The 26245-nt window shown below is 59.4% G+C and carries 27 protein-coding genes and 1 pseudogene; 11 read left to right on the forward strand and 17 right to left on the reverse strand.

Features of this window, described 5'->3' with window-relative positions:
- Positions 1-4 precede the first annotated feature (4 nt).
- The 6 genes from G5V57_RS31225 to G5V57_RS31250 are packed head-to-tail and all read right to left on the reverse strand — an operon-like array spanning position 5 to position 6635.
- Positions 5-997 carry an ABC transporter ATP-binding protein gene (locus G5V57_RS31225; protein ID WP_165174344.1) on the reverse strand — a complete coding sequence of 331 codons (993 nt, stop codon included), beginning with the start codon at positions 995-997 and terminating at the stop codon, positions 5-7.
- Between the two features lie 32 nt (positions 998-1029).
- Positions 1030-2034 carry an ABC transporter ATP-binding protein gene (locus G5V57_RS31230; RefSeq protein ID WP_165172729.1) on the reverse strand — a complete coding sequence of 335 codons (1005 nt, stop codon included), beginning with the start codon at positions 2032-2034 and terminating at the stop codon, positions 1030-1032.
- Between the two features lie 2 nt (positions 2035-2036).
- A complete protein-coding gene (locus tag G5V57_RS31235) occupies positions 2037-2912 on the reverse strand; it encodes an ABC transporter permease (protein WP_246737433.1) in 876 nt (291 codons plus the stop codon).
- A 3-nt stretch (positions 2913-2915) separates the two neighbouring features.
- The gene (locus tag G5V57_RS31240) at positions 2916-3857 is read right to left on the reverse strand and encodes an ABC transporter permease (RefSeq protein ID WP_165172731.1); all 942 of its coding nucleotides are present in this window, start codon (positions 3855-3857) and stop codon (positions 2916-2918) included.
- A 50-nt stretch (positions 3858-3907) separates the two neighbouring features.
- A complete protein-coding gene (locus G5V57_RS31245) occupies positions 3908-5455 on the reverse strand; it encodes an ABC transporter substrate-binding protein (protein ID WP_165172733.1) in 1548 nt (515 codons plus the stop codon).
- 46 nt (positions 5456-5501) lie between these two features.
- Positions 5502-6635 carry an FAD-binding oxidoreductase gene (locus tag G5V57_RS31250; protein WP_165172735.1) on the reverse strand — a complete coding sequence of 378 codons (1134 nt, stop codon included), beginning with the start codon at positions 6633-6635 and terminating at the stop codon, positions 5502-5504.
- 76 nt (positions 6636-6711) lie between these two features.
- Between G5V57_RS31250 and G5V57_RS31255 the strand changes: the two genes are divergently transcribed.
- Complete coding sequence (locus tag G5V57_RS31255; protein WP_165172737.1) at positions 6712-7386, forward strand: helix-turn-helix domain-containing protein; 675 nt, start codon at positions 6712-6714, stop codon at positions 7384-7386.
- Between the two features lie 120 nt (positions 7387-7506).
- Here the strand turns inward: G5V57_RS31255 and G5V57_RS31260 are convergent, their stop codons facing one another.
- Positions 7507-8487 (reverse strand): threonine/serine dehydratase, encoded by a 981-nt coding sequence (locus G5V57_RS31260; protein ID WP_165172739.1) that lies wholly within the window; start codon positions 8485-8487, stop codon positions 7507-7509.
- A gap of 267 nt (positions 8488-8754) precedes the next feature.
- Between G5V57_RS31260 and G5V57_RS31265 the strand changes: the two genes are divergently transcribed.
- Together G5V57_RS31265 and G5V57_RS31270 are read left to right on the forward strand one after the other, a co-directional pair.
- Positions 8755-9114: a DUF2852 domain-containing protein gene (locus G5V57_RS31265; protein ID WP_165172741.1), complete on the forward strand. Its 360-nt coding sequence runs from the start codon at positions 8755-8757 to the stop codon at positions 9112-9114.
- A 68-nt stretch (positions 9115-9182) separates the two neighbouring features.
- Positions 9183-9959, forward strand: a complete 777-nt coding sequence (locus G5V57_RS31270; protein WP_165172743.1) for an SDR family oxidoreductase — start codon at positions 9183-9185, stop codon at positions 9957-9959.
- Positions 9960-9991: 32 nt separating this feature from the next.
- Here the strand turns inward: G5V57_RS31270 and gcvA are convergent, their stop codons facing one another.
- Entirely contained in the window at positions 9992-10915 is a 924-nt protein-coding gene (gene gcvA / locus G5V57_RS31275; RefSeq protein ID WP_165172745.1) for a transcriptional regulator GcvA, read from the reverse strand.
- Positions 10916-11123: 208 nt separating this feature from the next.
- Here gcvA and G5V57_RS35465 point away from each other — a divergent pair, with 208 nt between their 5' ends.
- Positions 11124-11249: a DUF1127 domain-containing protein gene (locus tag G5V57_RS35465; protein WP_371744843.1), complete on the forward strand. Its 126-nt coding sequence runs from the start codon at positions 11124-11126 to the stop codon at positions 11247-11249.
- A 145-nt stretch (positions 11250-11394) separates the two neighbouring features.
- Here G5V57_RS35465 and G5V57_RS31285 read toward each other — a convergent pair whose 3' ends face one another.
- Together G5V57_RS31285 and G5V57_RS31290 are read right to left on the reverse strand one after the other, a co-directional pair.
- Entirely contained in the window at positions 11395-11901 is a 507-nt protein-coding gene (locus G5V57_RS31285; protein WP_246737435.1) for a cupin domain-containing protein, read from the reverse strand.
- Complete coding sequence (locus tag G5V57_RS31290) at positions 11898-12383, reverse strand: murein hydrolase activator EnvC (protein ID WP_165172749.1); 486 nt, start codon at positions 12381-12383, stop codon at positions 11898-11900. Before G5V57_RS31290 ends, G5V57_RS31285 begins: the two co-directional genes overlap by 4 nt.
- 132 nt (positions 12384-12515) lie before the next feature.
- Between G5V57_RS31290 and G5V57_RS31295 the strand changes: the two genes are divergently transcribed.
- Positions 12516-12893 carry a VOC family protein gene (locus G5V57_RS31295; RefSeq protein WP_165172751.1) on the forward strand — a complete coding sequence of 126 codons (378 nt, stop codon included), beginning with the start codon at positions 12516-12518 and terminating at the stop codon, positions 12891-12893.
- A gap of 22 nt (positions 12894-12915) precedes the next feature.
- On the opposite strand, the gene G5V57_RS31300 is transcribed toward G5V57_RS31295, so the two are convergent.
- Positions 12916-13347, reverse strand: coding sequence for a hypothetical protein (locus tag G5V57_RS31300; protein WP_165172753.1), 432 nt, complete (start codon positions 13345-13347; stop codon positions 12916-12918).
- A gap of 398 nt (positions 13348-13745) precedes the next feature.
- On the opposite strand from G5V57_RS31300, the gene G5V57_RS31305 reads away from it, so the two are divergent.
- On the forward strand, positions 13746-14942 hold the full coding sequence (locus G5V57_RS31305) for a site-specific integrase (RefSeq protein WP_165172755.1): 1197 nt from the start codon (positions 13746-13748) through the stop codon (positions 14940-14942).
- Between the two features lie 214 nt (positions 14943-15156).
- Positions 15157-15375, forward strand: coding sequence for an AlpA family transcriptional regulator (locus G5V57_RS35470; protein ID WP_165174347.1), 219 nt, complete (start codon positions 15157-15159; stop codon positions 15373-15375).
- A gap of 979 nt (positions 15376-16354) precedes the next feature.
- Here G5V57_RS35470 and G5V57_RS35005 read toward each other — a convergent pair.
- Positions 16355-16729 (reverse strand): HGGxSTG domain-containing protein, encoded by a 375-nt coding sequence (locus G5V57_RS35005; protein WP_371744691.1) that lies wholly within the window; start codon positions 16727-16729, stop codon positions 16355-16357.
- Between the two features lie 935 nt (positions 16730-17664).
- Here G5V57_RS35005 and G5V57_RS31315 point away from each other — a divergent pair.
- Positions 17665-18138 (forward strand): class I SAM-dependent methyltransferase, encoded by a 474-nt coding sequence (locus G5V57_RS31315; protein WP_246737436.1) that lies wholly within the window; start codon positions 17665-17667, stop codon positions 18136-18138.
- Between the two features lie 342 nt (positions 18139-18480).
- Here G5V57_RS31315 and G5V57_RS31320 read toward each other — a convergent pair whose 3' ends face one another.
- On the reverse strand, positions 18481-19665 hold the full coding sequence (locus G5V57_RS31320; RefSeq protein WP_256378626.1) for an MFS transporter: 1185 nt from the start codon (positions 19663-19665) through the stop codon (positions 18481-18483).
- Between the two features lie 610 nt (positions 19666-20275).
- Between G5V57_RS31320 and G5V57_RS34970 the strand changes: the two genes are divergently transcribed.
- Together G5V57_RS34970 and G5V57_RS31325 are read left to right on the forward strand one after the other, a co-directional pair.
- Positions 20276-20401 (forward strand): hypothetical protein, encoded by a 126-nt coding sequence (locus G5V57_RS34970; protein WP_256378627.1) that lies wholly within the window; start codon positions 20276-20278, stop codon positions 20399-20401.
- Positions 20379-20867 (forward strand): cytochrome C, encoded by a 489-nt coding sequence (locus G5V57_RS31325; RefSeq protein WP_165172761.1) that lies wholly within the window; start codon positions 20379-20381, stop codon positions 20865-20867. The genes G5V57_RS34970 and G5V57_RS31325 overlap by 23 nt, the downstream gene beginning before the upstream one ends.
- Before the next feature lie 183 nt (positions 20868-21050).
- Here G5V57_RS31325 and G5V57_RS31330 read toward each other — a convergent pair whose 3' ends face one another.
- On the reverse strand, positions 21051-21326 hold the full coding sequence (locus tag G5V57_RS31330; protein WP_165172763.1) for a hypothetical protein: 276 nt from the start codon (positions 21324-21326) through the stop codon (positions 21051-21053).
- A 696-nt stretch (positions 21327-22022) separates the two neighbouring features.
- Between G5V57_RS31330 and G5V57_RS31335 the strand changes: the two genes are divergently transcribed.
- The gene (locus G5V57_RS31335) at positions 22023-23453 is read left to right on the forward strand and encodes a LamG-like jellyroll fold domain-containing protein (protein ID WP_165172765.1); all 1431 of its coding nucleotides are present in this window, start codon (positions 22023-22025) and stop codon (positions 23451-23453) included.
- 67 nt (positions 23454-23520) lie between these two features.
- Here G5V57_RS31335 and G5V57_RS34680 read toward each other — a convergent pair.
- The 3 genes and pseudogenes from G5V57_RS34680 to G5V57_RS31345 all read right to left on the reverse strand — a co-directional run.
- Positions 23521-23658, reverse strand: a pseudogene (locus tag G5V57_RS34680) (IS110 family transposase); the annotation flags it as partial.
- A gap of 1126 nt (positions 23659-24784) precedes the next feature.
- A complete protein-coding gene (locus G5V57_RS31340; protein ID WP_165172767.1) occupies positions 24785-25285 on the reverse strand; it encodes a serine hydrolase in 501 nt (166 codons plus the stop codon).
- Positions 25286-26000: 715 nt separating this feature from the next.
- A complete protein-coding gene (locus tag G5V57_RS31345; protein ID WP_165172769.1) occupies positions 26001-26213 on the reverse strand; it encodes a hypothetical protein in 213 nt (70 codons plus the stop codon).
- Positions 26214-26245: the final 32 nt, after the last annotated feature.

The raw sequence follows: 26245 nt of genomic DNA on the forward strand, positions 1-26245 counted from the left end.
TGTCTTATCCTTTCGTGTTGATGGGAGACGGTGTGGTTTGTGGGAGAGTTATGCCTGCTTCGGTCAGGCTTGCCGCGAAATGGCAACGCGAGACATGTCCGGGTGCGATGGTGACTTCCGGCGGTTCGGTCCCGCAGATGTCCCGTGCCATGAGGCAGCGCGTCCTGAACCGGCAGCCGGAAGGAATATTCAAGGGGCTTGGAATGTCCCCCTGTGTCACCGGCGGACGCTGGCGCTTCACCAGCTCCATCTTGGGAACCGCGCTCAGAAGCGCGCGGGTATAGGGATGCCGAGGGGTCTCGAATATCGCATCGGCGGGCCCGATCTCCATGATCTTGCCCAGATACATGACGGCGATGCGGTCGGACATATGACGCACCACACCGAGCTCATGGGCAATGAACAGCATGGTCAAGCCAAGCTCGTGGCGAAGCTCGGTGAGTAGATTGAGGATCTGCGCCTGAATTGATACGTCGAGAGCCGCCACCGGTTCATCCAGGATGAGAAAGACCGGACGCATCGCGAGGGCCCGCGCCAGGCCCGCACGCTGGCGTTGGCCGCCGCTCAGTTCGCGTGGCCGCCGGTCGGCCATGCTCGCCGACAACCCGACCACCGACAGGAGCCGCCGCACTTCGCCGTCAATGTCCTGTGCCGGCACAATCCGGTGAAAGTGCAAGACCTCAGCAATGGCGGCACCTATCCTGATGCGCGGATTGAGCGACGAATAAGGATCCTGGAAGACCATTTGCAGGTGGCGATGGATGTCCGGCCGGCTCGCGACGGAGGCACCTTCGAATTCGATCTTTCCCCTGACCGGCTTGTTGAGTCCCAGAATGGCCCGCCCAACCGTTGATTTTCCGCTCCCGCTTTCTCCAACGAGCCCGAGCGTCTCACCCGGCATGACGTCCAGCGACACGCCGTCGACGGCTCGGACCGCCCGCGCCGGTCGGCCGGTCAGCATAGCCGCGATGGATTTGGGCTTGGTGAACTCCACCATCAAGTCGTCGATCCGCAGAAGAGGAGGACGCGTCAAGGTACCGGCTCCCGGATGAGTTCAGCTGCACGCTCGGGAAAATGGCACGCCGTGTGGTGATCGGGGCCGATGGCAGCAAGGGCGATGCTGCGTGTCCGGCATTCGGCGCTTGCGACCGCGCAGCGCTCGACGAACGGACATCCCGCCCCCAGCCGCGCAAGGTCCGGCGGCTGGCCTGGGATCGTGGCCAGTTTTTCCGTCTTGCCCCTGACATGCGGAATCGAATTCAACAGGCCGACCGTGTAAGGATGCGCCGGGCTTCTGAAGATATCGGCGGTACGTCCCGTTTCGACGATGCTGCCCGCATACATGACGGCAACACGGTCGCAGGTTTCGGAGATGACGCTCATGTCATGCGAGACAAGGATGATCGCCATACCCGTCTCGCGCTGCAGCTGCATGAGCAGTGAGAGAATTTGATCCTGGATGGTAACGTCCAGCGCGGTGGTCGGCTCGTCGGCGAGCAGCAGCTTTGGACCACCGATCATCGCCATGGCGATGACGGCGCGTTGCGCCATGCCGCCGGACCATTGATAGGGATAGTCGTCGACACGGATCTCCGGGCTGGGGATTCCGACGCGCCGCAAGGCCGCGATCGCCGCTTGCCGCGCTTCGTTGCGCCCGAACTCGCGATGGACGCGCAGGCCTTCCGTTATCTGGTCGCCGATCGGCCAGACCGGGTTGAGGCTGCTCATCGGGTTCTGGAAGATCATGGCGATCTCCTGCCCGCGAATAGCCCGCAGTTGCGTCGGGTCGAGGCTCATGAGATCGCGGCCGTCGAACTCGAGGTGTTCGGCGCTGACCGCCGCGGGCGGTGAAGGAAGAAGCCCCAGAAGGGCGCGGCAGAGAACCGACTTGCCGCTGCCGGATTCACCCACGACGCCCAGAGTCTCTCCAGCCGCGAGCCTCAGGGAAACCCGATTATTGGCGACCACGCGTCCGTGTGACGACGCGAAGACGACGTCCAGATTGCTGACTGAAAGAAGATCCGGCGCTCCCATGTTTATACCGTCGTATGGTGGCGCGCACCCAGCCGACGCGCCAGTCCGTCACCGATGAGCGCCAGCGCCGTTCCGGTCACGACAATGGCAAGTCCGGGAAATGTCGCGATCCACCAGGCTTGGCGGATGAAATCGCGTCCTTCGGCGATCAATGCCCCCCATTCCGGCTCCGGCGGCTGGATGCCCAGACCGATGAAGCTCAATCCCGAAACGAGAACGATATTGAGCACGAAATCCGAGGCCGAGAAAACGATCGAGGAATTGATCACATTGGGCAACCCATGGCGGAATATGACGCGGCTGCGCGGAAATCCGAGAACGCGCGCGGCGATCATATAGTCCTTGGTGCGCTCCACCATCATCTCGGCCCGTGCCAGCCGCGCATACATCGTCCAGGCCACGATGAAGATGGCGATATAGATATTCTGCACGCCCGGCCCGAGGATCGCGAGAATGACGATGATCAGGACAAGGAACGGAAAAGCCATGGCCACATCGATGATGCGCATAAGCACGCTGTCGATGCGGCCTCCCATGTAACCGGCATAAGCGCCGATGACGACGCCGTAGGTCATCGGGACGTAGGTCGTGATGAAGCCGATCACAAGATCAATGCGCGCGCCGTAGATCACACGCGAGAAGATATCCCGGCCGAGATTGTCGGTGCCGAAGAAATGGGTGAGATTTGGCGGCAACAGGATGGCGTTGTAGTCCTGCTCTGTCGGATCGAAAGGCGCGATCAGAGGGGCGAACACGGCGGCCAGCGTGATTACCAGCATGAGCGCGGCGCCGACCTTCAGAGACGGACTCCAGGAGCGGATTTCACGGCCGATGACCGGCAGAACCGACGGAGAGGAATGAAGCTCGGCATCTCTCATCGTTCAGGCCTTCAATACGCGGCGATCGACGAGCATGTAGCTCAGATCGGCGATCAGGTTGACGATGACGACCAGCACGGCGAAGATCAGCGACAATCCCTGGATCAGCGGATAATCGCGATACCCTACCGAGCGGACCAGGAGAGAACCAAGTCCGGGGAGGCCGAAGACATATTCGACGATCACCGCGCCGCTCAGGAGCCAGCTGATATTGGCGGCGAGCACCGTGATGACGGGAATGAGAGCGTTGCGGAGCACATGCTTCGTCAGTATCCGCCATTCCGAGAGACCTTTGGCGCGGGCGACTTCGATGAATTCCGAGGTCAGCACGTCGAGCATGGCGGCACGCAGGGACTGCACCAATACGGGCCCGAGAAACAGGGCAATCGTCAATGACGGCAGGAACAGATGGTACAGCATCTGAAGCGGCCCCTTGCCGATGCCGGAGATCGGGAACCAGCCGAGCCAAAGCCCGAAACAGAGGATGAGGAGCAGACCAAGCCAGTAGGAAGGCAGGGCAAATCCGACAATGCTGCCGAGCCGGATCAGCTGGTCGGGCCAGCGGTTGCGGTAGAAGGCGGCGACTAGCCCCAGAGGAACGGCGATCAGGATCGACAGCACGGCGCTGAAGCTGAGCAGCGCCAAGGTCGGCCACAACTTCTCGATGACCAACGTCGTCACCGGTGCCTTCTGGATCAGGCTCATACCCAGATCGCCGGCCACCGCGTGGCGGAGAAAGTCGGCATATTGGATCAGCAGCGGACGATCCATGCCGAGTTCCTGATAGATCGCCGCAACCTCGGCGTCGCTGATGCGTCCGTGCATCATGATCCGGATGGGATCGCCAGGTACCAGATGTATCGTCAGGAAGACGCAGATCGTCACACCCAGCATGACCGGAACGGCATGCAGGAAGCGGGAGACGATATAGGTGAGAATGCTCATATCCGGTGACGGGCGCTCCCGCTAAACGCGCGAGCGCCGGCGCACAGTGCTTACTTGTTCAGCCACACGTCGCGCAGCCACCACCAGCCCGTCGACAGGTTCCGCCAGTTCTGGACATAGTCGCGATGACCGTTCACATAGGGACGGAAATTGACCGGAACACTGTATCCGTCGTTGTAGACGATCTCCTGCACTTTGCCATAGAGCTCCGCGCGCTTGGCTTTATCAGAGGTCTGACGTGCCTCCGCCAGAAGCTTGGTGACTTCGTCGTTCTTGTAGTTGGAGAAGAACGATGCGGTGGCACCGGTGCCGTCGGCCTGGATGCTCGCCAGTTCGTCATCGTCGTTGATATCGGACGTGATGTAGCTGACATAGGCCTGGTAATCGCCCTTCTGGGTCATCGAGAAGGCCGTACCGACATCGAACTCGACGATGTCGACATTGAGGCCGGCCTGTTTCCATCCCTGCTGCAGGATCGTGGCGATGGCGCGGAAGGGGGCGTCACCGGTATCGACCATCACCTGGATCGGCGTGCCGTCATAGCCCGCCTCCTGGACCAGTTGCTTGGCCTTTTCGATATCGAAGGGAATCTTCGCGACCTTGTCCGACCAGAACGTCACTTTGGGCATGTAGGAATTCGGGATCTCGCCATAGCCGAAATACACCGCCTTCATGATCGCATCGCGGTTGGCTGCATAATTGAGGGCCAGCCGGATCCGCTTGTCATCGAGAGGTTTCTTGGCGTGGTTGAGATAGACATAGTCGAGCCGGAAGGAGGGTATGACCTCGAGGACTACGCCCTCCATCGCCTTGACCGCTTCCGCTTGATTGAGCGGTACGGCGAGGGCGACGTCGAAATCGCCATTCTGCAGACCGAGCACGCGGGAATTGCTTTCCGGTACATATTTGAGGATGGCCTTGTCCACATAGGGCAGCGGTTTCCCGTCGACGCCCATGCGCCAATAGTGCGGGTTGGCCGCCAACACCGCTTGCGTGCCACGCTCATAGCTTTCCACCGTGAATGGGCCGGTGCAGACCGGCTTGCTGCCGAAAGCCGTCGGATCCTTCTCGTAATCCGCTTTTGAGACGATCGAGGCCGCGAAAAGCGACAGGGCGGAATCGAGCGCCGCATAAGGCTGCTTGAACGTCAGCCGAACGACATTGTCGCCGGCCTTTTCTATCGATTTGACGGGATCGAAGATGAAGCCGAACGATCCTTTGGGATCGGCCACCTTGTTCAATGAGAATATGACATCCTCGACCGTGAGCGGATTGCCGTTGCTGAATTTGACACCGTCGCGCAGCTTCAGCTCGATCGACAGCCCGTCCGGCGCGCTTGTCCAGGATTCGGCGAGACCGGGCTCGAGACCGGCGCCGGTGGCGTCCGCGGAAATGAGCGACTCGCAGATCTGGGTGATATTGTAGATCGATCCGTTGTCGGACGGAACGAACGGGTCGAGCGTAAGCGCCTCATCCGAGCGTGCGACGGTGATCGTTCCGCCGCGCTTGATTTCAGCAGCTTGAACGTCGGCTGCGAGAATCCCCAAGGACAGGCCGAAAGCGGCGCCCATCATCAAGATTGTCCGGTATTTTGGCATTGTCATCCTCCCTGTTTCTTTTCGTCATTCAGCTATTCTGCCAATTTCAAACTTCTTCGTCGGGAAAGCGGGCTGGGCTCAGCGTCTTTTCGCTGATCCCCAATTCGTGGAGCCGTGGCGGTACCGGTTGTCCCGTCACGATAGCCGCCGCCAGTGCCGCCATGGCCGGTGCCGTCTGGAAGCCATAGCCGCCCTGCCCCGCGAGCCACATGAAGTTGGCCACCTTGGGATCGAAGCCCGATACGGGCGTTTTGTCCACACTGAAGGTGCGCAGGCCCGCCCAGCGATGGGCGATATGGCGAACCTCCAGCGTCGTGGCTGTCATAAGTCTGTCAGCGGCGATGGCCACGTCGATTTCCTCAGGCTGCGCATCGGTGGCGCTGCTCGGCGTCTCATCGGCCGGAGAGACGAGCAGATTGCCCGCGTCGGGCTTGAAATAAAGATCCTCGCGCGCGCCTATCACCAGCGGCCATGAGGAGAACGGCATCTCCGTGTCGGGCCGGAAGGTAAAGGCGGTGCGCCGCTTCGGCACGAGCCCTACCGGCCGGGCCCCCGCCAGCCGCGCGATTTCATCCGCCCAGGAGCCGGCGGCATTGACGATGATCTCAGCGTCGATCGTCCCCAGCGGCGTATCGATGGACCATCCCCGGCTTATCTTGCTGAGACCGCGCACCTCGGCATTGAGCAGTACCTGCCCGCCCCCGGCACGGAACTGGCGCAGATAGCCCTGCAACAGCTCATTTGTATCGATATCCCTGGCCTCCGGCTCGAATACGCCGCCAGCGACCTGATCCGCCTTCAGAACCGGCACCAGCTGCAGCACTTGCGCGCTTGTGAGGCGCCGCACTGACCGCACCATTCCATGCGCAGTCTCATGAAAGCGGTCGAGGAGCTCGATATCGGCACGGGTGCCGACATGCATGGCGCCGCGTGGCGTAAGGATCGGGCTGGCCGCGAAACCGGCCCGCGGGTTCTCCAGGAAAGACCGACTGGCGATGGACAAAGCCCGCACCGTCGCGTTGCCGTAGGTTTCCGAGAACATAGCGGCCGAGCGGCCCGACGTGTGGTAGCCGGGTTGGGATTCACGTTCAAGCAGGATCACCGATCGGCTTTGGCCGATCTGCGCGGCCGCCGAGACGCCGGCGATACCCGCGCCGATGACCGCCACGTCGAAATTCATCCCTGGTGCTCCTCTCCGCATTGCCGGAGAGGCGCATCTGATCTAAAAAGTTTTCGTTGGTCAAGGTTCATTTCGTATGAGAAAAATAGACAGTATTACTGACGTATCTTCCGAGATCGACAGCAAATCGGTCATTGGCCTTCGCCTCGCCGAATTGCGCCGCCGGCATGACTGGACATTGCAGGATGTCAGCCGGATGACCGGCGTTTCGGTCGCGACCCTGTCGAAAGTCGAGCGCAACAAGCTCTCCCTCACTTACGATAAAATGCTGCAAGTGGCGGAAGGCTTGAAAATGACGCTCGCGGAGCTCATCGCGCCGCAGCAGGACGCCAAGCCCACGGCACGGCGCGCCGTCGCCCGGCGCAATGATGGCCTGATGCTGCGCACGGCCAACTACGACTACGATTATCTGTGCAGCGAGCTCTCCAACAAGCGCATGATTCCGATCCTGACCCGGATCAAGATGCAGACGCTGGAGGAATTCGGTCCGTTATTCTCGCATTCGGGCGAAGAGTTCATCTTCGTCCTTGAGGGCGAGATCAGGGTCCACACCGAATTCTATGAGCCAGTCCGCCTGCGCAAGGGAGAGGGCATCTATATCGACAGCACCATGGGACATGCCTACACCAAGGTCGGTGAGGCCGATGCCTTGGTTCTCGGCGTCTGCTCGAGCGAGAATCCCAATCACGTCACGGCGCTACGCTCGATGATGGAGAACGGCAAAAGGCGCAAAGCCGCGGGAAAGGCCTGATCCCGGCTTAGAGCATCGGCCCGAAAAGTGCGTGCGGTTTTCGGAAAAGCCGATGCGCAAAATCAAATAGATAGAGCGCCGGGCCGATTCCATGAGAACGCCCGGTGCTCTAGGCTGCAATCATCGCCCTGTGAGAACATCCGCATAGAAGGCCGGATCGACATTGCCGCCTGAGGCGATGACGGCGATGCTGCGCCCTTCTGCGGCGATTCTGCCGGCGAGCAGCGCGGCCAACCCCACCGCCCCGCCCGGCTCGATGACGATCTTGAGATGCTGGAACGCGAAGGCCATGGCGCGTTTCACCTCAGCCTCGCTCACGACGAGGCCCGAGGTCAGATGGCTCTTGTTGATCGAGAAAGTGAGCTCGCCGGGCATCGGCGACAGCAGCGCATCGCATATGGATCCCGACGCCCTGTCGTTGCGCTCGCGCCTGCCGCTGATCAGGGAGCGGGCATGATCGTCGAAGCCTTCAGGCTCGACGCAGTGGATAGTCGTCGCGGGCGACTTCGCCTTGACGGCGAGCGCGATGCCGGCGGCGAGCCCGCCGCCGCTTGCCGGAACGAGCACGGCATCGAGGGTGGCGCCGCGCTCCTGGGCCTGCTCCACGAGCTCGAGCCCGGCGGTGCCCTGTCCGGCGATGATCTGCGGATGCTCGAAGGGCGGCACGATGACGGCGCCGCGTTCCTCGGCGATGCGGCTGGCGATCTCCTCGCGGCTCTCGCGCTCGCGGTCATAGGTCACGACCTCGGCGCCATAGGCGCGCGTATTGGCCTTCTTGATGTCGGGCGTATCGGCGGGCATCACGATCAGAGCCGGAAGCTTCATGAGGGCCGCCGCGGCGGCGACACCTTGCGCGTGATTGCCGGAGGAATAGGCGACCACGCCGCCCTTGGCGGTGCCTTGCGTCAACCGCGATATGCAGTTCCAGGCACCACGGAACTTGAACGAGCCGGTGCGCTGCAGGCATTCCGCCTTGATCAGCACCCTGCCCTTGACGCGCGCGTTGAGGGCGGGTGATTCAAGCAAGGGGGTGACGAAAGCGTAGCCCTTGAGCCGCTCGCGCGCCTCCGTGACGTTATCGATGGTAGGAATTTGCTGCATGGTGGGACCCAATTACCGGATTCCGCTCCATCGCGCCACTAGTGCGCTGAACGCGAAGTTCCTGATATCAGGCGGCTAGCACCGACAGGAACTTCGCGTTCAAAAGCGCACTAGAATCATTGGGTTTCTAGTGTCCTTCCGAATCCAAAGTTCGCTCGGAAGGTCCGGCTGGCTGTGGCGAACTTCGGATTCGGGACACTAGCTCGTCCTTGAACGCGGCGCCGCCATTCCCATATCAGCTGACGCAATTGGATTGGAGGACAGCCTATGACTTCGTCACAATCGCGCTGCGGCCGCTGGACGCCTTTGAGCATCCTTGCCGTCGTCGCGGGTTTCATCGTGTGGTGGCCTTTGGGCCTGGCCGCTTTGGGTTACACACTCTGGGCCGGTCCGGTTGACCGGCTTGCCGATGAAGGCGCGCAGAAGCTGCGTGAAGCCTTTGGACGGCGCGGACCGACCTTCCACAAAGGGTCGGGCAACGCCGCCTTCGACGCCTACAAGGCCGAGACGCTGCAGCGCCTGGAAGCCGAGCAGGCCGAATTCGCCGATTACCTCAAGCGCCTGCGCGAGGCGCGCGACCGTGAGGAGTTCGAGCGCTTCATGAGTGAGCGTAAAACGCAATCCTGATTGAACCAGAGACAGCACCATGCGAGAACCCGGCTCTATCAAGCCGGGTTTTTTATTGGGAGCACGGGATGGATCTTGGACTGAAGGGCCGCACGGCCATTGTCTGCGCGTCGAGCCGCGGCCTCGGCAAAGCCTGCGCAATGTCACTGGCGCGCGAAGGCGTCGCCCTTATCATCAACGGCCGCGACGAAGCGGCGCTGGCGGCGACCCGTGACGAGATCGCCAAGGCGACGGGCGTCAAGGTCACGGCAATCGCTGCCGATGTCGGAACCAAGGCTGGGCAGGACGCGCTTCTTGCGGCCTGTCCCGAGCCCGATATCCTCATCAACAACAATGGCGGTCCGCCGCTCAAGGACTTCCGCGAGCTCGACCGCGACGCCCTCCTCGCCGGCGTCGTCCAGAACATGGTGACGCCCATCGAGCTCATCCAGCGCGTCGTGCCGGCGATGACCCGCAAAGGGTTCGGGCGCATCGTCAACATCACCTCCGTCTCGGTCAAAATGCCAATACTGGGCCTCGACCTTTCTTCCGGCGCCCGCGCCGGTCTCACCGCCTTCATGGCGGGACCGGCACGCGAATTAGCGGCGCACAACATCACCGTAAACCACGTGCTGCCCGGCATGTTCAACACTGACCGCCTGCGCAACTCGACCGGCCGCATGGCCAGGATGCAGGGCAGGAGCGAGGACGACATGGCCGCCCAGCGCAAGGCCACCGTGCCGGCACGGCGCTTCGGCGAGGCCCATGAGATCGGCGAGGTCTGCGCCTTCCTGTGCTCGGCGCAGGCCGGCTACATCACCGGCCAGAGCATTCTCGTTGACGGCGGATTGTACAACTCAGTCTGACACCCCGGCGGGCGTGGCTACTCCGCGCCACCTCATTGCACAAGAGGGGTGCGCGCCGCTTCCTTCAGGATCCACTCGCGGAAGGCGCGCACCAGCGGATCGTTCTGCGTCTCAACCGGCGAGATGATATAATAGGCGAATTGCGGCGGACCCTTGATCGTCAGCGCGAAAGGCTGCACCAGCCGCCCGGCCGCCAGGTCATCGGAAACCAGCGAGGAATCACCCAGGGCGACGCCCTGCCCTTCGATCGCTGCCTGCAGCGCGAGCGCCGAACTGTCGAGCCGCAGCCCGGGCGTTTCCTGATAGTCGCTGACCCCGGCCGCCAGCATCCACATCCGCCAATTGGGCCACATCACGCCGGGCGCGCTCCATTCGACATGGATGAGGCGGTGCTGCAGCAGGTCGCGCGGGTGCTGCAGCGGCTTTTTCGTCTTGAGCAGCGCCGGGCTGCAGACCGGGAAGATCGTGTTGTCGAACAGCCGGTCGGCCCGGTGCCCGGGATAGCTGCCATTGCCGAAGCGGATGGCCACATCGACGCCGTCGCGGCCGAAGTCGCGCACCCGGTCGGACACATCCAGCCGGACGTCAACGCCCGGCATCGATTTCATGAAGTCGTCGAGACGCGGCACCATCCACCTGGCGGCGATCGATGTCGAGGCGGTGACCCTGAGGGCGGCGCCATCTTTGTTTCGTTGCGCTTGCCCCACCGCGCGGGTGAGGCCCGCCAGCGCTTCCGTCACGGCGGCGTGGAGGACCTCTCCCGCCGGCGTGAGGCGCATTCTGCGGCTCGTCCGCTCGAGGAGACGCAGTTCGAGTTGGTCCTCGAATTCCTTGATCTGATGACTGATCGCGGCCGGCGTCACATGCAGCTCCTCCGCCGCACGGGTGAAGCTGAGATGCCGTCCGGCAGCCTCGAAGGCCCTGAGCGATCCGGTTCCGGGAATGAAGCGCACCATCTTCAAAATTCTCTAATAGATAAGATGAAAACTACTCGTTTGTTTAAGTAACTACAACATCCTATTTTTCGAATATCAAATATTCCTTGAATTACTCTCGAAAGGTTTAGTCATGTCGAACAGTTCCAGCCATCCGATCCGTCAAAGCTCGGGAGTTTCCGTCGCTGTCCTTCTCGGCCGCCTTTACGGCCATATCCATGATCGCATCATGCATTTCACCGCCGTCCGCGAGCTTGAGAGCCTGACCGATCGTCAGCTCCGCGATATCGGGGTCGACCGTCGCCAGATCGAAGAGATTGCCGCCCGTGAGATCGCCAGACTTCATGCGAAATAGACCCGGAACGAATGTTCCGGCGTCTTGAACAGAAGTGGGCTTTTGCGAAAACAGTTTATGAACACAGAGCTCTTTTCTTGACGTGGCCCCAAGAAGACTGTGGCGCTGGCCTCATACAGAGTGCCGTTACGGCGTTTCTCCCGTTTTAAGCCTCCCACAGGGAGATGAGAGGTCCGGCGTTTCCCGCAAGAGGATCACTTCCGGGCTTCTCCACGTGGCGGATCCGCTCGCGGATCAGGGCCTTCTCACTTTCGCCCGCACGCTTGAGATCACATCGGGGACCTGGCGGATAGGCGCCGATCACCAGGAGGTCGGCGCTCGCTGACAGGCGCTGATGGCCGGTGCCGGCGGGCAGCAGCACCGCATCGCCCTTCGCTACTTTGAGTTCCCGTCCCGAAACACCGCCAAAGCGGACAACAGCTTCGCCCGCGGCTATGCCCAGCACCTCATGCGCATTGGAATGGTAGTGCGGAAAGGCGAAGATGCCGTTGCGCCAACCATTTCCCCAGCCATGACGCGCGAACAGTGTTTCGAAGGCCGAGGCCACGTCCATCTCCCTGGCGTCAATCACACCCTGATAGATGATCATCGGCCAGCGCGGATGGTTGGGCACATCCCCATCGTCGGTAAACAGGATTGAGCTGACTTTCACGGGTCCTCCACGGGTTGGGGCTTCAGGAGCGACAGATACCGCGACGGATTCACGGGATTGGGCCCCTTCCTGATTTCGAAATAGAGTTCCGGAACGGCAGTGAAGCCGGTATTGCCGCTCTTGGCGATGACATCTCCCGTCTGTACCTCATCGCCGCGATTGACGAAGAGCTCGGCATTATGGCCATAGGCTGTGACCCAGCCGCCCTCATGACGGATGAGGACGAGATTGCCATAAGTATTGAGCGTCCTGCCCGCATAGATGATCGTGCCTGCGAGGCTGGCCCGCACCTCGGTTCCCTTCGGCACCAATATGTCGATGCCGACGGCGCGGGACGGACTGGGCCGGCCATCATCGTCATCGACCACCACCCCCACGACCGGCCAGGCGAAGGGTGGCAGGGCAAGATCCTCCGCTGCTGTCGCGATACGGAAAGCGACGGCCATGAGGCTCAGAGCAATGATGGGGCGCGCCATCGCCATGCCAGCCGAGCCTATCAGACCACCCGGCTTCCGTCGAATGAACGCGACTTTTGAGCCCGAGCCCGGTTCCGAATCCGTGTAGGGATTCGATTTGAGCGCTACAGGAGTGAGCGCAAATTTGGAGATTCGGGCGTGATCGACCACGTGACATTTGCTGTCAGCAATATTGCCAGGAGCAAGCAATTCTACGAGCAGGCTTTCGCTCCCTTGGGCTACAAGATCGCCTTTGGCGATGAAGGCCGCTTCTGGGCCTTCGATATCGGGGATGGACTGTTCGAGATCATGCAGGCCGAGACGTCGGCCCCTCTGCCCCATATCCATGTCGCCTTCCGTCTCGGGAGCAAGGCCCATGTCCGGGATTTCCATGCGGCGGCGCTCGCCGCCGGCGCCCGCGACAACGGCGCACCGGGTCCGCGCCCGCAATACACGCCCAATTATTTTGCCTGTTTCGTTCTCGATCCGGACGGCAACAACATCGAGGCGATGATCAACCAGGCGGATGCCGCCTGATCATCGCACGCAACAGGATCGACTATAACAATGAAACCATTGCGCTGCACGCGGCAACGGTAAGGGTCTTGCGATATTTCGCGTTTCCTGCACGAAGGGAAAAGCTCCAAATGCGGTAGCGAAACGAAGCGAGCGATTCGTCGTGCCTGCGGGGCGCAGTGCTTCCCTGTACGGTAGCGTACTTCGTTATGAATCCCTCTATCGCATTTGTAAGCGCTTCAGACTTTTGGTCATAGCTGGCCGAAAGCCGTTCCATAATCTGATCACGTTGTGCCGAACTGTCTTTGACCAGTAAAACGAACTGACATTCCTCGAGCTCGCGCACCTCAATTGCCAGCGCCTTAAGATAGGATCGTTCTCTCTCTCGATCCTGGTCGGGTGTTTGAGCGGAAAGGTTCGGCGAGCCGGATAAGGCCAAGACACCGAGGACACCAGCTGACAGAAGTTTCGACATATCGTGCGCGCCCCTCTCATTGAGAGAGTTGTCCCATGGGCCTGGCCAAGCGGCAAGTACACCTCATGGCCGGTCACGTGCCTGCTGATTTCGGAAGACGTCTCGCGCAAGAACGCGAGCGCGGACACCGCCGCGCATGCTCTCTTCACGTTCTTATCGATAAAGGCCTTAAGCCTTTGATTTCCTTGGTGGGCGCACAAGGATTCGAACCTTGGACCCGCTGATTAAGAGTCGGACGGTCTAGCTTCTCGGCGGATTTCCCTTCGTCTCAGGATTGTGGCTGCAGCGCTATAGGATGCTGTTTAAACGGTGATATCGGGCTCCATCCACAGTCATTGCATTTCACGCGCTGCAATCTTATTATGTAACCCATTTGTAACCCGTGGACGGTGGCAAATATGCCGAGACTGAATGAAAAGGCCCTAAATGACGCTCGTCTCCGTAGCCTGAAACCGGCTGCGGAGCGGTATGATGTGTTCGATGCTGGCATGCGAGGGCTGGGGCTCCGCGTTGCTCCTTCCGGTCTCAAGACTTGGTTTGCCATGCGGCGGGCGAAAGGGCGGATGATCCGCGTCTCACTCGGCAGATACCCCGAGGTGCCACTGGCAAAGGCTCGCCAGCTGGCAGCACCGGTGCTTGCCAGCCTCTCCCAGGGTAATGTGCCGGTGAAGGCGGACAGCCTCTGCTTTGTTGAGGTCATGAAGAGCTGGCTGGCGGGAGATCAAGCGAAGAACAGGTCTCGGCAGGACGTGGAGAGGGCTTTAAAACTGCATGTTCTGCCATATTGGCGCAACCGCGACATAACGGAGATAAGGCGTGGAGATGTCAGCCGTGTGCTCGACAGGATTGTCGGAAGCGGTGCCGCCGTCCAAGCCAATCGCGTCCTCGCCTATCTCCGGCGGATGTTCAACTGGTGTGTATCGCGAGACTTGATCGCGATGTCGCCAACAGCAGGCATCAAAGCGCCCACAAGGGAAAAGAGCCGGGATCGGGTCCTCAAGCTTGAGGAGCTGCAATCAGTGTGGAAGGTAGCTCAGGGCATGGCCTATCCTTTCGGCCCGATGCTGCAGTTGCTCATCGTGACGGGTCAACGTCTCGAAGAGGTTGCTGGTGCCGAATGGAGGGAGATCGATCGGGACGGTGCCATATGGAATCTTCCCGCGAACCGAACAAAGAACGGAAGGCCGCATGTGGTGCATTTATCCTCGTCGGCGCTTGAGGTGCTTGCTGCGCTGCCACGTTTAAACGACTGTCCGTTCTTGTTCAGCACGACGGGAGAAACGCCTGTCAGCGGATTCAGCAAGATGAAGCGCCGCTTGGATACAGCCAGTGGATTGAGCGGATGGACCCTGCATGACCTGCGGAGAACCTTTGCCACTATCTTGACCGAAAGCCTGTCTGTGAGCCCGGTTGTGGTGGATCGCATCCTCAATCACGTGTCCGGTGCGGTCCGGGGGGTGGCGGCGGTCTATCAGCGAGGCGAATATCTAGCCGATCGGAAGTCTGCAATGACTGCGTATGGTAGTCTCGTCGAACGGCTTGGCGGTGAGCAGAATGGCAACATCATCGAGCTGGCAAAGTCGGCCACCGGATAAATTCAGCCACGCGAAAGTCTGACATCCTTTCTCGATCACGATGCCCTGAAAAAAGCAATAAAGTTGCTTTTGTAGACAAAGCGCAATCAAGCGTCGTTTAAGGTAAAAGAGCGTCATGTTCGACACTTATTCGTGGCAGGGTGCCCTTTGGCAACGGCTTGCAATGCATGACTGATGAACTTAGATTGTTGCCATGAACATTCAAACGGGAATGATGTCGGCAGGCGATCACGCTTTTCTCCGTCTGCCCCAAGTTCTGAAGGCCATTGGCGTGTCAGCCTCGACACTATGGCGATGGGAGCAGTCCGGTCTCTTCCCACGGCGTCGGAAGCTGGGCCCCAATATTGTGGGCTGGCATCAATCTGAAATCACTGAATGGGTAAGGAGCCGTGATATGGCTCAATCACCTTCAGCAAGCGTGCGTATTTCATAGCCCGCCCCCTATGGGTGCCGGCCCTCATCCGACTTTGATCAGCGGATAATTGAGGACTACCGGAAACAAGCTGGAGGGCACCAGCGAAGAGAGAAGCCTTTATTCACTTAAGCCTCGAAGGCGGCGAAGAGAGGCAGGAGAGGGCTCTGGCTCGCGCCAACCTTCGGGCAGTCAGGGTGTAGCCACTTTTGCGTCCTGATGGTCCCGCGTCAGATGCCGCAAGGCATGAAGCAGCAAAGAAAGGCCGACAGCCTGACCCCGGCCTCCCCGTGATAGGGTTTTGCTAAGGTGAAAGGTCGACCGAAGACATGGCTCCGAGGTTCAGGCAGTAGCCTGATGACCAAGCTTCGCCTGTTTCGACGAAGTCTCGAAGCTTCGTCGAAACAGGCGAAGCTTTGCCTATAACCCGACTACAACTGCGGCAAAGCGGGTCTCCCTCAGTCCATCCACCCAGGTTCAGGTGCTCAGGTTGCCACGGATTAGATGTCCGAGATCACAATTCAGCAGTTAACCCGGGAATTACGCGGTAGGGTGAAATGCAAGTCTTCGTTGTTTATCATTGGTGTTCTTCCACTCCCGTATGGTGGAATGGGCATCCAGCTTCAGCGACGGTAGCATTACTGCAATCAAACGGGGGCGCTTAAAGCGCTCTCAAAGTCGCCTGATGGCCTGTAGTTGAACAGTCAGTTCCGCAGCTTTGAGCCCTAAGTGGATTTACCGATGATGTGGTGGACATAAACACACAACGTTCTCGATTGTGTCGTCGCCGCCATTGGCTAGCGGCATGATATATTCCCATTGCCCAACAAGCCAGAGGCTCACCCGGAGGCCACCGCCGCTGGATATGGACTCAAAAGTGAGCGTCCGGTTCTCTAGCCTTCCTGAAGCCAGGTAATCATTTCTGGAAGTGAGGAAGGGCTCCCGCGGCGGTATCAAAACTGCGTCACAATACGCAAGAATTCGCGATAGTCGCTATTCGTTACTCATAGTTGTCGAAGATAGCCTCCAGGCGCCTCAAATTCCTAACGTCCGCAGTCGTCGCTGTGCCGCCTTGCAGTTTCGCTATCAGCGGCCACATCGTCCTCAGCAACTGAAGAACAGCTCTGTCCCGATGCTGACGTTGCAGCACTTCCTTCGTGAATTGGCCATGCTTCCAGTTGCCGTTATTTGCGCCTGTTGGCGCTCCGGTGCTCTTACCACCGTGGAGCTGGCATCGCTTTTTACCCTTTAGTGCCGGTTTTTGACATTGTTTGCCAGATCGGGTCCGCGCGCTACAGCGGCGTCCCGGCCAATCAGGACCGAATTTCCATCGCTCAATATTTGCGCGTCCGTCCGCTTTCATGGGCTTGTTCATCAAGCTAATGCCTCAGCCAGAGGCCCGCCCAACAGTGTTTTGTGGGTACTCGCTAATGGAAATCTCGGGGCACCCTATGTTAATATATCTCCGGCTGAGACACAAAAGCATCAAAGTCGACTGAGAATACGGTGCCATTTATTCTGCAGGGGGTTCTAAAGTGGCTGGGGCGCGGGCGATGTTGGGCCGGATGCACAAGGAAGCGAGACACTATTACCGCGAATGCATCCGCCCGGTCATGCACGCGCTTATCGATCACCTTGAGAAAATTGCGCCAACCTGGCTCCTGTTAGAAGACGATTGGACAGCAACCACGCACGGGTAGCCTTTCATGAGTCCGTGCAGCGATGTAGTTGTGATTGGCCGCCTGAGATGGATTCCAGGCACGAAATGCAGTGGCCTATTAAGCGCTGTGGCGCCAAGAGACGTAAGCGGCCAGAATTATGCCGTCAGTCAGCGATACGGAGCGGCCACTGGCATCCACGGCGACAAATCCAGCGGCCCAAGGACAGCGCAAGGTATCGAGCGCATCTGGTGCGCGAGCACGAAGCACGGCCGGCGGAGCAAGGCGGCGATTGCGGAGCGAAAGCGAAATGCCGAGACCAAGCGGCAAATCCGAATTCTCGCAGCGATGTGCCGGCGCGACATTTGACCCGAAGGACCGAGCCAACAGATGAACCACATGGTAAAATCCGCAAGGCCGGAACCCCAACAAGGCCACTGCTGAGACCGAGGTGGCGGCACGGCATTCGTAGGGACTCGAGATGCAAAATACATCACATGCGGTTATGGCTCAGCGTTCCGAGGCAAGGGATAGCCGCGACGACTTTCCGACGCCTCCCTGGGCTACCCGAGCGTTGCTTACGCACGTTCTGAAAGCTCCCTTGGCGACGGGTGCCATGACCTGCCTCGAGCCGGCATGTGGCGCTGGTCACATGGATAAGGTGTTGAGCGAGTTCTTCAAGGAAACAGCCGCATCGGATATCTATCCATACGGTTACGGAACCGTCGCGGACTTTTTGAAGATGCCGCTTGAAGTCGGCTCCTTTGACTGGGTCATTACCAATCCCCCGTTCAATTTGGCAGAAGAATTCGTGGCCCGCGCTTTACCTGTCGCTCGACGTGGTGTGGCAATCCTCGCCAGAACCGTTTTTATGGAAAGCCGCGGACGATACGAACGTCTATTCAAACCGACCCCTCCGGCAATTTTCGCTCAGTTTGTTGAACGGGTACCTATGGTCAAAGGCAGGCTTGATCAGAGAGCGTCGACCGCCACTGGGTACGCTTGGTTCATTTGGCTGACAGAAGGATCGAGAAGTACTCAGGCGTTGTGGATCCCGCCTTGCAGGAAGGTGTTAGAAACTGAATTAGACTATGAATTGCCGCCGAGCCGCATGTCATCCCGGTAGACTATACAGCCCTTGGTCATTTCTGCGCCGGCCGATATGATGATGCCGGCGTTTGGGAGGATAGGTCCTTACGAGATCAACCAACTTTCGCGGCTGCTATACGCACGGCGGCAGCGAGTAATGCGTTGGCCGGGCGGACTGCGGAGGCCCAGAAAGCCAGGGTGCGCCTCCAGCAATTGTTTCCAAGCCTTCGGCTCTCCAATCTTGGAAACACGATGCCGCCATTTCGTCGGCCGGACGATGGGGCACGATATACCGAAGGTTTTCGCGGCGCGGGCCTTCCAGAGTGATACCATACTGACGCCTGAGGAGTGTCAGCTCCTCGCGAACTACTGCGGCCACTCAATCCAACCGAACAGGCTGCTTGGCGTCGGCGAAGCTCATAGACATGATCGCGACTCCAGCCCCTGCTGCCCCGATCACCACAAGCATCCCGTGCGGATCCCAGATTTGCATTGCGACTCCAGCAAGTGCGGGACCAGAAAGCGCGCCGAAATTGAAGGCCATGTTGAAGACGGTGGTTGCTCCCGGCAGCTCCTTTGTCGCGAAGCTGCGGCCAATCATCGTGAGTTCCGTCGTGTAGAGGCCTGCAAGAAATCCACCCCAAATCAATAGCCAAAGCCAAACGAGCACGCTGTCGTGGACAACTAGTGGCAGTACAATCGCTCCAAGGCACTGAATCGCGCCGCACAGAACCAGCACACTGCGTCCGCTCCATCTGTCCAGTAGCCTTCCGATTGGCAATTGAAATACAGCACTCCCGAATATGAAGGCGGTGAGCAGGATCAAAGCTCGGCTTTCCGGCAAGCCGGCCCGAACACCGTAAACCGGCAGCAACGCTAGCTGAGTCGTCCAGATCGCGCCATTCAACAGACCCGCAATCATGATCACGGGCGCATGGCGTATTGCGCTCGTCAACGGGATGATTTCCGGATCGTGAAATGAAGGCGCACCACCGCTGCCGCTGGCGAGAGGGATCGGCAACAAGGCTATGGCGAGGATGATCGCAGTAGCAACGAAGGGAAGAGCGCCCTCACTTCCAATCAACCCCAAAATAAGAGGCCCGCTGGCCAGCCCCACACAAAGCACCGTTACGTAGATGCCCATTACTGCGCCGCGATTGTTTTCTGGAGCAAGCGCGTTGACCCACGCCTCGCTCACCACCCAGACGATCCCCATTCCAACTCCCATTACAAAACGGAGAGCGAACCAGGCTGGGAGCTGCTGGAACATAGGGAACAGCAGCAACGCCGTTGCGCTGATGCCCGCGCCCAAATAGATGGAGGGTGCCGCGCCAATGCGCCGGATAACCATCGGCATGAAAACGCCGAATATCAGAGTGGCGAGAGGCGGCATGGCCGCCAATAGGCCGTTCCACCCTGCGCTAACGCCGCGTTGCTCAAGATTGAGCGACAGCAGTGGCGCCACGGCGCTGATCATGATCCCGACAATTGTTACGCTAGTGATAACGGCAATCAGACCCCGTCTCCGCCCGCCCGCCGAGGCATCCGTGACAACGTCGCTCATGAGGACCGATCCGGCAATTCCGTGCCCAATCTTGATGCAAGGTTACATGTTCAGCTTTTCACCTTGGGACTATACTCACAGGTATGTCGCGTTTGCCATCGTAGCACGGCAAACGGCCCATATTTTCAATCCACGGTAATTGTTCGTCTGCCCTGACATGCATGGTCGGAACCACCTTCGTCAGATCATCAAGAGTACACGCATACACGGCGAGCTCGCTCTTGTTTTCACACGAAATCGGGGAACCGCAGCGCCCACGTTCAACACCGAGCGAAGAAGTATAGATGACAGGCTTCCCTTTCATAAAACTGAACGAGGCCCGGTCAACGACGATTTAAGTCACGAATGAGCTTGAGGTGTGTCGTAATGCGCGCCTGCCGAGCGGACGGCATAACGTATCTCCGATTGCGGCGTCTGGATATTGGACTTGGGGCTACCACCAGAAAACCCCGTCTTGGCGGGAGGGCCAAGAGCGGGGTCAGGTTCGGGCGTCCGCCCTGGGGCTTGTCGAGCGGACACTTCAGCATAGGCAATCAGCAGGCGGCGACTATTGGACCCTGGGGCGCATAACCCGCTTGGCAGACGGCGTCGATTTGAGCACAGTGCGGCCATGGCGACAGGCAAGAAAGACGGGGACCGCGAGGCCGAGCTTGAGCCGGCGCTAGAAGCGATCCGCAAAGAGCGGGTTTTGACCAAGGTAAAGGTCGAGGACAATGGCTGCGAGAGCCGCGCGTAACACGCTTAGTGTTTTAGCCGCGATAGCGCTTTCTGGCGCCGCCTCTGGGCAAGAAAAAGTGTCGGTGGAGCAAGGACTTTATATTTCCGTCATTGGCGGTTGCCACGATTGCCATACCCAAGGGTATCGCGAGGCGGGAGGCAAGATTGATCCAACCAAAGCAATGAAGGGTGATGCGTCGATTGGTTGGCAGAGTCGTTTGGGTGTGGCCTATGCCCCCAACCTCAGATTATTTGCATTTATCCGGGATGAAGATGGTTTCGTTCAAGACATGGCCGATCTTCACGAAACTCTACCTCCAATGCCTTGGTACAACGTGCGTGCGATCAAGGAAGACGACCTTCGCTCTCTCTATCGATATCTCATCTCTCTTGGCGATGCTGGTAAGCCGGTTCCCCTAGCCTCTCATGAGGAACCGAAAACGCCGTACATTACAATTGACCCGCCTACCATGCCTAAGAAGTAAATTCGGCCCGTGCCTAGATTTCCACGATACGATCATGATCCGCCACTGGAATGGGCACCGCGCCGCGCAAGTAGTGGTCATCTATCCCGAGGGCCCAGAAGGTACTCAACGTGCAGGAGTTTGCGCAGCGGGTCTGGCGCGCGCCGGGCAAGACGATCACGGTCGGCCGCGTGACGGTGAGGGTCATGGCGTTCGGGCGCTAGTCGTTACATCGAAGTCGGGGAAGTTGGACAACTCCACGAGGTCGGCCTCAGTGTTGTCGATGCCCTTTTCGATGTGTTGGTCGATCACTTTCGCCGTCGTCAAAAGCGCGGCCTTGGTTTCGGGATTGGCAACCTTCGCGGCGACAACCGACACGAGACTGGCGAAACCGGCGTCAGGGTTGAGGTGTTCTATCCAACTGAGAGGAAGGTCCTCGTGGCTGGCGAGAACCCAAATTGCGGTGACGGGATAGGCCATAAGGCTCTAGGATTGGCGCTGGCGGGCATTAGCTCCGATCCCTTCCCCTGTGGTGGAACCGCAATATCGCCGCCATTGACTCGCGCTGCGAATCCTCGAGTCATTCTGGCGTATGATTGGCGGTGCGCACCATGGTTGCGGTTTCCCTCCATGGCGAAGCATAGGGGCCGGAGGAGCCGTTAGGAATTATTCCGCTTTCGAGGGATAGTGGACATGGCCAGTATTAGTGAAGGCCCGATCCGGTCGCAAATGACCCGACTCGGACATTCGGGGTGTCCGGGCGGCGTTAGCGAGTGCACCCCAGCGGCGAGAAGCCGCAGTGCCTGAGCGAGATCGGCGCTAGGACATGGCCAATGCCTCGAAGGCGGGCAGAATGGCTTCGATCGTCTCGCTACTGCCGGTCAGACTGATCCGAAATTCGCCGGGACGCTTGAGCGTTCCCGGTATGACATGGACACCGTGATCAGCCGGCGCTCCAGCAAGCTTTCCTGCAGGCTCGGTGGGCGATCTGATGGATGATTGTTATCCCGAGAAGCCGCCAAGGATGCGGTGGGCACCATATGATCGAAACGAGCTCGATCAAGAATGTAGATGATGGCCTTCATTCCGTCAGGGCCGATGAGGTCGCCGGCGACTTGGATCAGGTCGGTAGAACCTTATAATCTGATACGTGCGTGTAGCGAATTTAGGATCCCCATGAATTGGAACGGTTCTCGCCCCGCAGAGGGAATCACCCTGAAATGGCCGGTCATTGTACTGGTTTTGGCGGCAACTGCGATTCCAATCGAGTTGCGGCCGTGGGGCATCGCACCGCTGGGCTCCAGCGTTGAGGTCGATGACGTCCTAGAGAACATTGCGGGGTTCCTTCCCGTCGGCATTGTGCTCGCCGAACTGGGTTTCTTACGGGCAGTCGGAGCGGCATTCTTGCTCTCGACATTTGCCGAAGCCAGCCAGTTCATGATGGTGCACCGCGACCCATCGGCTATCGATGTTGTTTCGAATGTGATCGGAGCCATTCTCGGGGTGGCAATCAGTAAGCGCTGGGAGGTTCGGTCGCCTGTGGTGAAGGTCAACAGACCGAGAGGGCTGGCTGCGGCCGTGCTGGCTTTTGCCGTGGCTGGCGGTGTATGGGCGACCTCAGGCGAGGCCCCCAGTGCTAGAGGCGTGAGGCTTCCGGGGACGCTCGAAGCCTACTGGAAGTTGGACGAGGGTAGTGGCCGGATCGCGATGGATTCCTCTGGGCATGGCCTGCACGGCACGTTCAAGAACGAACCGGGGCGAATGGGCGGTGTGCTAGGCGGTGCCGTCAGCCTCGACGGCAAGAATGATTATCTCGACTTCGGTCAGTCCTCCGCGCTTCGGCTCGTCAGAAGTATGACAATCAGCGCGTGGATAAACTCAACTGCCTTCCCCCATGACGACGCCGCGATTGTGTCACAACGTCACCGCGGCTTCGGCTACCAGTTGGATACGACTATTGATAGAGGCCCGCGCACGATCGGCTTCAAACTCACGAGTGCCTGCGGAGACCTTATGGCTCGTTACGGAGCTACTCCTCTGGTTCTCGGTACCTGGTACCACGTGGCCGGCGTCTACGACGCAGATGCGCGTACACTCGACGTGTATTTGAACGGGAAACTGGATAACGGATTCTTGCTCGGCTCGGTGACAGGTGAGCAACACAGTTCCCGGTCGGCAGTCTACGTCGGGCGTGGGGGCGATCCAGGCTTCGAGTTCGTGGGCTCCATAGACGACGTCCGTATTTACTCGTTTGCGCTGACCAAGGCCGAGATCGCGGCGGACATGCGTGGAAGAGTAGACGGCTCATCCGTCCAGCGTGCTGCCGATGCGGGTTACCAGGAGGTTCCGTGTCGAATATTGTCCGATCAGGAGGATGCACGGATTCCAGCCGCTGCTGCAATAGTGGGTGTCCTCGTAGCCGTCGCGTGCATCGGCCTCTGGCCGTCCACTGGGGCACTGCTCTGCCTTGCGGTCAGCTTTGCCGCCGGACTGGTTCTTCTACCGGCCACGTCCTCCAATTTACCATTGCTTGGCTTGTCGGTGATACCGCTGGTTAGTCTCGCTGGAGGTGCATCCGTGGCTGGTTCGGTGAGCCGTCGGAACTAACGCAACACTCAAGCTTCCAAAGACGGCCGCGATCGCGCTCGCCAACAAGATTGCGCGCACGGCCTGGGCGGGCTTCCATCTGACCACGCGACCACCACTGGCGCAGCACAATTGCGCCCTGCCGATCGAGGCCGACAATATGGAAGGGGTCCTTACCAATATCGATGCCGACTACGGCGACCGCACTAGGAGCTATCTCGGGCATGGCGTGCTCCTCGTATTTCGCGCCCCTTCGCCAGCTTCACTCGCTGGCAGGGCAGGAGCACGGCCGACCATCCCATTAGCGGGCAATTCACTGGAGCAAGGTGCCGTCGCTCAAGTCGCAGGGAGCGTAAGGAAGGTTCTTGTGTTGAGGCGCCGACGCCGAAATTTCAAGGGGGGTAAGCGCCGGCGCTGCACAAGGTTTTTGCCTTATCGAGGACCAACAATATCAAACGCCTCAAATGCCTCTTCTCGCAAGCCGCACCGTATGAGCTCCTTAACGGTTTCTGCTTGACTGGCGAGGCGTCTCCTTAAGCGCAGATATTCCAGGGCATTTAACTCGGCCTCGTCGAAAGCCACTGACAAATTGATGGTCAGACAGGTATTCACCATTTTCGCCATCCCTATTTGAAGTGAACTATGCCTCCTAAATAGCGATGCTGGCCGCTATGTTAGTCAGATGCAATGACGAACGTCAAAACCGCCGCCGGTGGCAGGGTGTACTCAGGTCTTCTGGCCTACCACGTCGTTTTGTTGCGCTGCGGAATATGACCGCTATCGAGGCTTTAGCGGACATCGATCACGCCCCATTCAGGGTGATCTCGCACATCTGCGCGGCCTGGCCGGCGGTTCCGCCGCCTCACGCGATCATGGCGGGCGTCACCATGGGACGTTGGCGACGAACGCTACATCGCCCAGATCGCGAATCAAAACAGGCTCACGGTTCTCCGGCGACGGTGTTGGCGTGCTGAGGCTGCCGATCGCCAGCAGTGAAGTATCCTGCTGGCTAAAGGAACACTTACGGCCCTCAATACGGCAGCCAGACGCGAGCCTTTTTCGCCGCCCGCCTCGAACGCCTTCTTTGCCGCGCCCAGTTCACATGACCTTAGCGGCGAGTGAAAGCAATGCTCATATCGGAAGAGTGATTGGCGCGATTTGAACTGATACGGCGGCCCTCAAGAACCACCATCGAGCACTTGGTCGACGAGCCACATGGCTGAGTGTGCTGATCGTCGACGGGATGGTATAATGCTGTGTTCTGCGAATGGCCCAGTCGGCAATCTGCTCAAAGAAGCGGGGAAAAATGGCAACCACCCAATCGCCGGCGGCGACGACATTGGCGACGTGCGTCACGCGATGGGACTGTACCAATCCACATCTTCGTTCGCGCGGAGACCGGCCGACATGGTCAATAAGTCTCGGAGCGTCATCACATCCTTTTCGGGCGTCTTGATATCTCCGTATTCAGGAAAGTAGGTGAAGACGTGCTCATCGACGTATGCAATCAGCTTGCGGTCCAGCGCGACCCCTAGCAACAAGGAGACGACGCTTTTGCTGACTGACCGCGTGTCGTGGATCCTCGATGGCGAGTAACTGACCTCGCGAAGCTGGGTGCCCCACTTCCAGCCGTCCCCCTTCCGATAAGTCTCAAACACAAGCCGACCGTTCCACAACACGACCACCGCGTGTACGTTGGCTTCTGGACGCGCATTCAGCCGTTCGTCGAGCGAGCATAGAATAGTTGGGTCCAGCCCAGCTTCCTCGAGCGAGGCGGTCCGGAACTCACTGCTTGCGTCGGGAGCAGGCCCACATGAAGCTGCCACGCCCACTAAGGACGGCAACAGGAGCATAAGCCCGGCTACAGGACGATAAGGCTTGCCATCCGTTTCATGGGGATAACCAGCTTTTTACGATTCAAGTATCTAAGGTAGCATATCGCCTCGACGTGCTAAACGAAATGGGTGCGCCGTGCCTTACTACGCACACAGAGGAAAACCAAAAGGATCGACGGCCCTCGGACAGCTGAAGGCAACGCCATCGTCTCCCGCAACGCTTACAAGTGAGGAAAGAGCGAATTGGTTCGTCAGGGAGATGTGGAAATTTCGCGACATGATTAGAAAGGCCACGTTGGGCATGGAGGGCTGGTGAATACACCTGTTTGAACGGAGACCGACTTAGGATGACGGTGTGCTGGTCCGGCTTTCCCGCCGTGAATGATGCTCCGCTAGACGATCCCCTGGCCCATCTGGAGCCCATGACCGAAAGCGAGGCGGTCATCGCCATCTGCGTGATCCTGGTTGCACGCAGAAAGCGATTTCCGCAGTACGCCGCCCTCGCGAGATCAGATGCGCACAGGATGAGGTCACGCTCGCGCAGGTCAAGCTTTTTAATTTCAACATGGTGCTGGAGTGCTTAGGCTGCGGCCATAAGCGGCTGATGGATGTGGATGAGTTGCTCAAGAAATGGCCGCTCGAGACGACCATGAAGCAGATCGCCGCGGATGCCCGGTGCAAGAATAAAGGTTGCCGTGGTAACTACGGCGACCGCTCCTTAAGTATCGAAACCTTAGCCGCCAGATCCGCCGCGGCCGTCACTGCCGCCGCCGCCGCCGCCATACTCCGCCTGCGCCCGCTTTGGCTGGGCTAGCAAGGCTAGCGCCGGCGCCGCGTAAGCGAAGCGCCCGATCTTCTTCAGCACCGCGCGGCGTGACGCTTCGTGGTCATCGCCGGACTCTTGCTGCGGCGTCGTGCGATCTTCATCCCTGCCGGAGGTAGTCATCTTGCTTTTGCCTTCGCTATCTCTAGGCTTTA

Origin of the sequence: Nordella sp. HKS 07, from assembly GCF_011046735.1 — a bacterium.
In the GTDB taxonomy this organism is placed as follows: Bacteria; Pseudomonadota; Alphaproteobacteria; order Rhizobiales; family Aestuariivirgaceae; genus Taklimakanibacter.